Origin of the sequence: Streptomyces ureilyticus (genome assembly GCF_011045025.1) — a bacterium.
GTDB classification, from domain to species: Bacteria; Actinomycetota; Actinomycetes; order Streptomycetales; family Streptomycetaceae; genus Streptomyces; species Streptomyces ureilyticus.
Map to the genome: position 1 here is coordinate 1 of NZ_JAAKZX010000339.1, position 6,783 is coordinate 6,783.

A 6,783-nucleotide genomic window follows, 5' to 3' on the forward strand; every position below is an offset into this window, starting at 1 on the left:
GCCCCCTCCCCAGCTCGCTCCCCGGAATCTCGATCACCTCGATGCCCTGCTTGCGCAGATGGGTGTTGGTGGTCGAGTTCCGCTCATAAGCGACCACCACCCCCGGCTCGACCGCGAGGACGTTGCAGCCGTCGTCCCACTGTTCGCGCTCGGCCGCGTGCACGTCCTGCGTCGCGGTCAGTACGCGGATCTCACTCAGCCCCAGGGCCGCGGCGATCGCGCGGTGCATGTGCTCCGGCGGATGGTCGGTGACCTTGAGTTCCTTGTCGCCCACGCCCGGTTCGATGGTGTACGAGCGGAGCATGCCGAGTCCCGCGTACTGCGTGAAGATGTCGCCGTCGACCATCGTCATCACCGTGTCGAGGTGCATCAGGGCCCGTCTCTTGGGCATGTCGAGCGCCACGATCGTGGTCGCCGACCCGGCGGCGAACAGCTTGTGCGCGAGCATCTCCACGGCCTGCGGTGTCGTCCGCTCGCTCATGCCGATGAGCACGGCGCCGTTGCCGATCACGAGCACATCGCCGCCCTCGATGGTGGACGGGTAGTCCGCCTGGCCCTCCGACCAGATGTTGAAGGTCTCGGCCCGGAACAGCGGGTGGTGCCGGTAGATCGCCTCGAAGTGCACGGTCTCGCGCTGGCGGGCGGGCCAGCGCATGGCGTTGATGGAGACCCCGTCGTAGATCCAGGCGGAGGTGTCCCGGGTGAAGAGATGGTTGGGCAGCGGGCGGAGCAGGAAGTCGTCGAGTTCCATGACGTGGAAGCGCACGGACGTCGGCTCCGCGTGCGTGTCCAGGAACTCCCGCTTGGTCATGCCGCCGACCAGGGCCTCGGCCAGCTCGCCCGCCGGCATGGCGTCGAAGGCCTCCCGGATGTGGTCCGTGGCGAGCGGCCCGTACTCCTTCTCGTCGAAGACACGGTCCAGTACCAGCTCCCGGGCGGCCGGGATCCCCAGCACATCGGTGAGCAGGTCGCCGAAAAGATGGACGGTGACCCCGCGGTCACGCAGCACGTCCGCGAACCCGTCGTGCTCCGCTCGCGCCCGGCGCACCCACAGCACGTCGTCGAAGAGCAGGGCGTCCTTGTTACTGGGGGTGAGCCTTTTGAGCTCAAGATCAGGCCGGTGCAGGATGACGCGGCGAAGCCGCCCGGCCTCGGAGTCGACTTGGAATCCCATGCCTCCATCTTTGACCATCCGGACACATGTTCATCCACGGGGCGCGGCACAAGGTGCCGTGCGCACCCGGGGGACGCCCCGGATGCGCACGGCCCGGGTCACAGCCGCGGGTCCACCGGCTCCGACTCCAGCGCCAGCACCCCGAACACCGCCTCGTGCACCCGCCACAGCGGTTCGCCTTCCGCCAGGCGGTCCAGGGCTTCCAGGCCCAGCGCGTACTCACGGATCGCCAGCGAGCGCTTGTGGTTGAGGAAGCGGCCCCGGAGACGGTCGAGGTTCTCCGGACGCGTGTACTCCGGGCCGTAGATGATCCGGAGGTACTCGCGGCCCCGGCACTTGATGCCGGGCTGCACCAGCCGCCCTTCTGAGCTGCGCACGACGGCCTCGACCGGCTTGACGACCATGCCCTCGCCGCCGCGCCCGGTCATCTCCAGCCACCAGTCGACACCGGCCCGCACCGAGTCCGGGTCACCCGTGTCGACGAACAGCCGTCGCGTGGTCTGGAGCAGCCCCGACGCGTCGCTCGACACGAAGCGGTCGATCAGCGCGAGCTGTTCGTCGTGCGGCAGAGCGGCCAGGCTCCGCCCCTGCACGGCGAGGATCTGGAAGGGCGCGAGCCGCACACCGTCCAGACCGGACGTGGTCCAGCAGTACCGCCGGTACGCCTCGGTGAACGCGGCGGCGTCCGCGGCCCGTTCCCGCTGCTTCACCAGCAGGTCCTGTACGTCGACACCGCGGGCCGCCGCCCCTTCGAGCGCGGCGACCGCACCCGGGAACACGGCTCCCGAGGCGGCCCCGACAGCGGCGTACTGACTGCGCAGCAGCCCGGACGCCTTGAGCGACCACGGCATCAACTCCGCGTCCAGCAGCACCCAGTCGGTGGCCAGCTCCTCCCACAGCCCGGCCTCGGTGATGGCGCTGCGCACCCGCCCGAGGATCTCCTCGGTGACGGCGGGGTCGTCGAAGAAGGGGCGCCCGGTGCGGGTGTAGAGCGAGCCGGTCGGCCCGTCCACCCCGAAGCGCTCGCGCGCCGCCTCCGCGTCCCGGCACACCAGCGCCACCGCCCGCGAGCCCATGTGCTTCTCCTCGCACACGACCCGCGCGACACCGTCCGCCGCGTACTGGGCGAAGGCCTCGGCCGGGTGCTCCAGGTAGCCCTCGATACGCGAGGTCGCCGTCGGGGCCATCGTCGGCGGCAGGTACGGCAGCAGCCGCGGGTCCACGGCGAAACGGCTCATGACCTCAAGTGCCGCCGCCGCGTTCTCCTCGCGGACCGACACCCGGCCCGCGTGGCGGGTCTCGACGACGCGGCGCCCGTGCACGTCCGCGAGGTCCAGCGGCCGCCCGTCCTGCCCGCCGGGCGCCTCGGTCCGCAGCGGCTTCGTCGGCTCGTACCAGACCCGCTCGGCCGGTACGTCGACGAGCTCGCGCTCCGGCCAGCGCAGTGCGGTCAGCTTGCCGCCGAAGACGGCGCCGGTGTCCAGGCAGATGGTGTTGTTGAGCCAGGTCGCGGTGGGGACGGGAGTGTGGCCGTACACCACCGCCGCGCGGCCCCGGTACTCCTCCGCCCACGGGTAGCGCACCGGCAGCCCGAACTCGTCCGTCTCGCCGGTGGTGTCGCCGTACAGCGCGTGCGAGCGCACCCGGCCCGACGTACGGCCGTGGTACTTCTCGGGCAGACCGGCGTGGCAGACGACGAGCCGGCCGCCGTCGAGCACGTAGTGGCTGACGAGCCCGTCGATGAACTCCCGTACCTGCTTCTTGAACTCCTCGTTCTCCCCCTCCATCTGCTCGATCGTCTCGGCGAGCCCGTGCGTGTGCTGGACCTTGCGGCCCTTGAGGTGACGCCCGTACTTGTTCTCGTGGTTGCCGGGCACGCACAGCGCGTCGCCCGACGCGACCATCGCCATCACGCGACGCAGCACGCCCGGGGAGTCGGGGCCGCGGTCGACGAGGTCGCCGACGAACACGGCCGTACGGCCCTCGGGGTGGACTCCGTCCACGTAGCCCAACTTGCCGAGCAGCGAATCCAGTTCGGAGGCGCAGCCGTGGATGTCGCCGATGATGTCGAACGGGCCGGTGAGGTGGGTCAGGTCGTTGAACCGCTTCTCCGTGCGGATCGACGCGCTCTCGATCTCCTCCACACCGCGCAGGATGTGCACCTTACGGAAGCCCTCGCGCTCCAAGTGCCGCAGGGAACGCCGCAGTTCGCGGATGTGCCGCTGGATGACGCGGCGCGGCATGCCGGCCCGGTCCTCGCGCGCGGCGTTGCGCTCGGCGCACACCTCCTCCGGCGCGTCGAGCACTATGGCGATGGGCAACACGTCGTACTTCTTGGCCAGTTCGACCAGCTGCTTGCGGCTCTCCTGCTGCACGCTGGTCGCGTCGACCACGGTGCGCCGGCCTGCCGCGAGCCGCTTGCCCGCGATGTAGTGGAGTACGTCGAAGGCGTCCCCGCTGGCGCTCTGGTCGTTCTCGTCGTCGGCGACCAGGCGGCGGCAGAAGTCGGACGAGATCACCTCGGTCGGCTTGAAGTGCCTGCGGGCGAAGGTGGACTTGCCCGAGCCGGAGGCGCCGATGAGCACGACGAGGGAGAGGTCGGTGACGGGCAGAGTACGACCCTTGGTGCCGTGGGGCTCGTTGTTCTCATTGGTCTCATTGCTGGTCATGCGGCCTTCTCCTCCTTCGCTGCTGTCGTCGTGGATGTCGTGATCGTGAAGAGGGCCATCTGAGTCGGCGGACCCACTTCGGCGTCCTCGTCTCCGACGGGCGCGAACTCCACCTCGTATCCATGCCGTTCGGCCACCGTCCGCGCCCACGCGCGGAACTCCTCGCGCGTCCACTCGAAGCGGTGGTCGCCGTGCCGGACGTGCCCGGCCGGGAGGGTCTCCCAGCGGACGTTGTACTCGACGTTCGGCGTCGTCACGAGGACGGTCCTCGGGCGGGCGGAACCGAACACGGCGTACTCCAGGGCGGACAGCCGCGGCAGGTCGACGTGCTCGATGACCTCGCTGAGCACGGCGGCGTCGTACCCCTTGAGGCGGTTGTCGGTGTACGCGAGCGAGCCCTGCATGAGCTTCACGCGCTCGGCCCGCCGGTCCCCCATCCGCTCCAGCTTGAGCCGGCGCGAGGCGATGGTGAGTGCGCGCATCGACACATCGACACCGACGATCTCGGTGAACCGGATGTCCTTCAGCAGCTCCTGCACCAACTGGCCCTGCCCGCAGCCGAGATCGAGCACCCGCCCAGCCCCGGCGGCCCGCAGCGCCTCGACGATCGCGTCCCGCCGCCGCACGGCGAGCGGTACCGGCTTCTCGTCCGTGTCCTGCGTCTCGTCGACGGCGTTGTCGATCTCCTCGACGTCGCTGTCGTCCGCCTCGGCCAGCCGTACGAGTTCCAGGCGCTCCATGGCCTGCCGCGTCAGCGACCAACGGCGGGACAGATAGCGGCTGGTGATCAGCTTGTGCTCCGGGTGCTCCGGCAGCCAGCCCTCGCCGGCCCGCAGCAGCTTGTCGACCTCGTCGGTCGCCACCCAGTAGTGCTTGGCGTCGTCGAGGACGGGGAGCAGGACGTACAGGTGCCGCAGGGCTTCGGCCAGCCGAAGTTCGCCTTCGAGTACGAGGCTTACGTACCGGGACTCGCCCCACTCCGGGAACTCGGCGTCCAGCGCGACGGGCTCCGGGGTCACCGTCCAGCCGAGCGGTTCGAAGAGCGCGCGTACGAGCTCGGCGCCGCCTCGGGCGGGTAGTGCGGGGACCTCGATACGCAACGGCCGTGCCTGCTCCGGGAGTTCGGGCCTCGCGCGACACGTGCCCTTCATCGCGCTGGAGAACACGCTGCTCAGCGCCACGGCGAGGAGCGACGAGGCGGCGTACGGCCGGTCGTTGACGTACTGCGCGAGCGCGGCGTCCGGCGCGCCCCCACGCCCCTTGCCCTTGCCGCGCCGCACCAGCGCCACCGCGTCGACCTCCAGCAGCAGCGCGGCCGTGCAGCGCTCGGGGCTCGCCTCGGGGTACAGCACGTGGGCCGTCCCGTAGGAGGTGGAGAACGCCTGCGCTTTCTCGGGATGCTTGTGCAGCAGGAAGCCGAGGTCGGTCGCGGGGCGGTCTGGGGTGCCGGTGGTGGAGATCGTCAGGAACACAGGTCGAGTATCTGTGCTGGTGCGGTCGTGGCGGTACTGGATTACGGGTGCTGGATTACGGGGTGCCGGGGCGGAATCCGGGGGGCATGGAAACGGGAGAGGACCCCCGCCAGTCGGCCGGGGTCCTGTTCCTGTCCAGCTGGGGTCCTGGGGTCCTTACGACACCTGGGGCTGGACCTGCGAAGAGATCAGTTCCAGGTGGTCCAGGTCGGTGAGGTCGAGGATCTGGAGGTACAGGCGCTGGGCGCCGATGTCCTTGTACCGGCCGATCTTGTCGACGATCTCGGCGGGGGAACCTGCCAGGCCGTTGGTCTTCAGTTCGTCCACCTCCCGGCCGATCGCGGCGGCGCGGCGGGCGACCTCCGCATCGTCCTTGCCGGCGCAGACGACGAGCGCGTTGGAGTAGACCAGGTCGTCGCCCTTACGCCCGGCCTGCTCCGCCGCCGCCCGTACGCGGCCGAACTGGCGCTCGGTGTCCTCGACCGAGGCGAACGGCATGTTGAACTCGTCGGCGTACTGCGCGGCGAGGCGCGGCGTACGGGTCGCGCCCTGGCCGCCGATGAGTACCGGGATCTTGGCCTGTGCGGGCTTGGGCAGCGCGGGCGAATCGCTCAGGTCGTAGTACGTGCCGTGGTGGCTGAAGGTCTGTCCGACCTCCGTCGCCCACAGGCCCGTGACGATCGCCAGCTGTTCTTCCAGGCGGGCGAACTTCTCCTTGGGGAAGGGGATGCCGTACGCCTGGTGCTCCTCCTCGAACCAGCCCGCGCCCAGGCCCAGTTCGACTCGGCCGCCGGACATCTGGTCGACTCCCGCGACCTGGATCGCCAGGACGCCGGGCAGCCGGAAGGTGGCGGCCGTCATCAGGGTGCCGAGGCGTATCCGCTTGGTTTCGCGGGCGAGTCCGGCGAGGGTGATCCAGGCGTCGGTGGGGCCGGGGAGGCCGTCCACGTCGCCCATGCGCAGATAGTGGTCGGAGCGGAAGAAGGCGTCGAAGCCGAGGTCTTCTGTGGCCTTGGCCACGGCGAGCAGGGTGTCGTAGCCGGCCCCTTGCTGGGGTTCGGTGAAGATTCGAAGATCCATGCCTCCATCCTGCACGGTGGCGTCAATTCGGCGCCTGGGGTGAGGGCGGGGCAGTGACTGGCCCCGGTGGTTTTCGTTGGACTTGGTCGAAGCCGGACCGACCGGCGCGTTGCCGAGGAGGCCGTCATGTCCCAGGAAGCCGTTCCCCCGTCGCAGCCGAAGGGGCTGCTGCAGCAGATGGAGGAGTTGATGGCTGCCCTCAACGCGGACCTGTCCGAACTCGACGCCGACCTCCAACAGTCGGCCCCGCGCCCGGACGCGTCCCCGACGGACGGCTCCGAGCCGGCGTGACGGCGCCTGCGGCGGGCTTGGTTCGCCCCCGCCGCCCTTACCCGTCCCATACCAAGGGGCTCCGCCCCTGGACCCCACTGGGGCTGCGCCCCCAGAC

At 70.2% G+C, this 6,783-nt stretch carries 5 protein-coding genes; 1 reads left to right on the forward strand and 4 read right to left on the reverse strand.

Translation table 11 applies throughout. From position 1 onward, the window contains the following. From G6048_RS45920 to G6048_RS45935, 4 genes are all read right to left on the reverse strand, one after another. Positions 1-1,174: arginine deiminase (locus G6048_RS45920; RefSeq protein ID WP_165345558.1), on the reverse strand; the 1,174-nt coding region annotated here is incomplete at its 3' end. Between the two features lie 98 nt (positions 1,175-1,272). Continuing rightward, the gene (locus G6048_RS45925) at positions 1,273-3,843 is read right to left on the reverse strand and encodes a polynucleotide kinase-phosphatase (RefSeq protein WP_165345559.1); all 2,571 of its coding nucleotides are present in this window, start codon (positions 3,841-3,843) and stop codon (positions 1,273-1,275) included. After that, positions 3,840-5,315 carry a 3' terminal RNA ribose 2'-O-methyltransferase Hen1 gene (locus G6048_RS45930; RefSeq protein WP_165345560.1) on the reverse strand — a complete coding sequence of 492 codons (1,476 nt, stop codon included), beginning with the start codon at positions 5,313-5,315 and terminating at the stop codon, positions 3,840-3,842. Before G6048_RS45930 ends, G6048_RS45925 begins: the two co-directional genes overlap by 4 nt. A 156-nt stretch (positions 5,316-5,471) precedes the next feature. Further along, positions 5,472-6,395 carry an LLM class F420-dependent oxidoreductase gene (locus tag G6048_RS45935; RefSeq protein WP_165345561.1) on the reverse strand — a complete coding sequence of 308 codons (924 nt, stop codon included), beginning with the start codon at positions 6,393-6,395 and terminating at the stop codon, positions 5,472-5,474. A gap of 126 nt (positions 6,396-6,521) precedes the next feature. On the opposite strand from G6048_RS45935, the gene G6048_RS45940 reads away from it, so the two are divergent. Beyond that, the gene (locus tag G6048_RS45940) at positions 6,522-6,686 is read left to right on the forward strand and encodes a hypothetical protein (RefSeq protein ID WP_165345562.1); all 165 of its coding nucleotides are present in this window, start codon (positions 6,522-6,524) and stop codon (positions 6,684-6,686) included. Positions 6,687-6,783: the final 97 nt, after the last annotated feature.

Excerpts from the sequence above, each read along its gene's own strand:
- G6048_RS45925 (WP_165345559.1), bottom strand. The coding sequence starts at position 3,843 with ATGACCAGCAATGAGACCAATGAGAACAACGAGCCCCACGGCACCAAG.
- G6048_RS45935 (WP_165345561.1), bottom strand. The coding sequence starts at position 6,395 with ATGGATCTTCGAATCTTCACCGAACCCCAGCAAGGGGCCGGCTACGAC.
- G6048_RS45940 (WP_165345562.1), top strand. The coding sequence starts at position 6,522 with ATGTCCCAGGAAGCCGTTCCCCCGTCGCAGCCGAAGGGGCTGCTGCAG.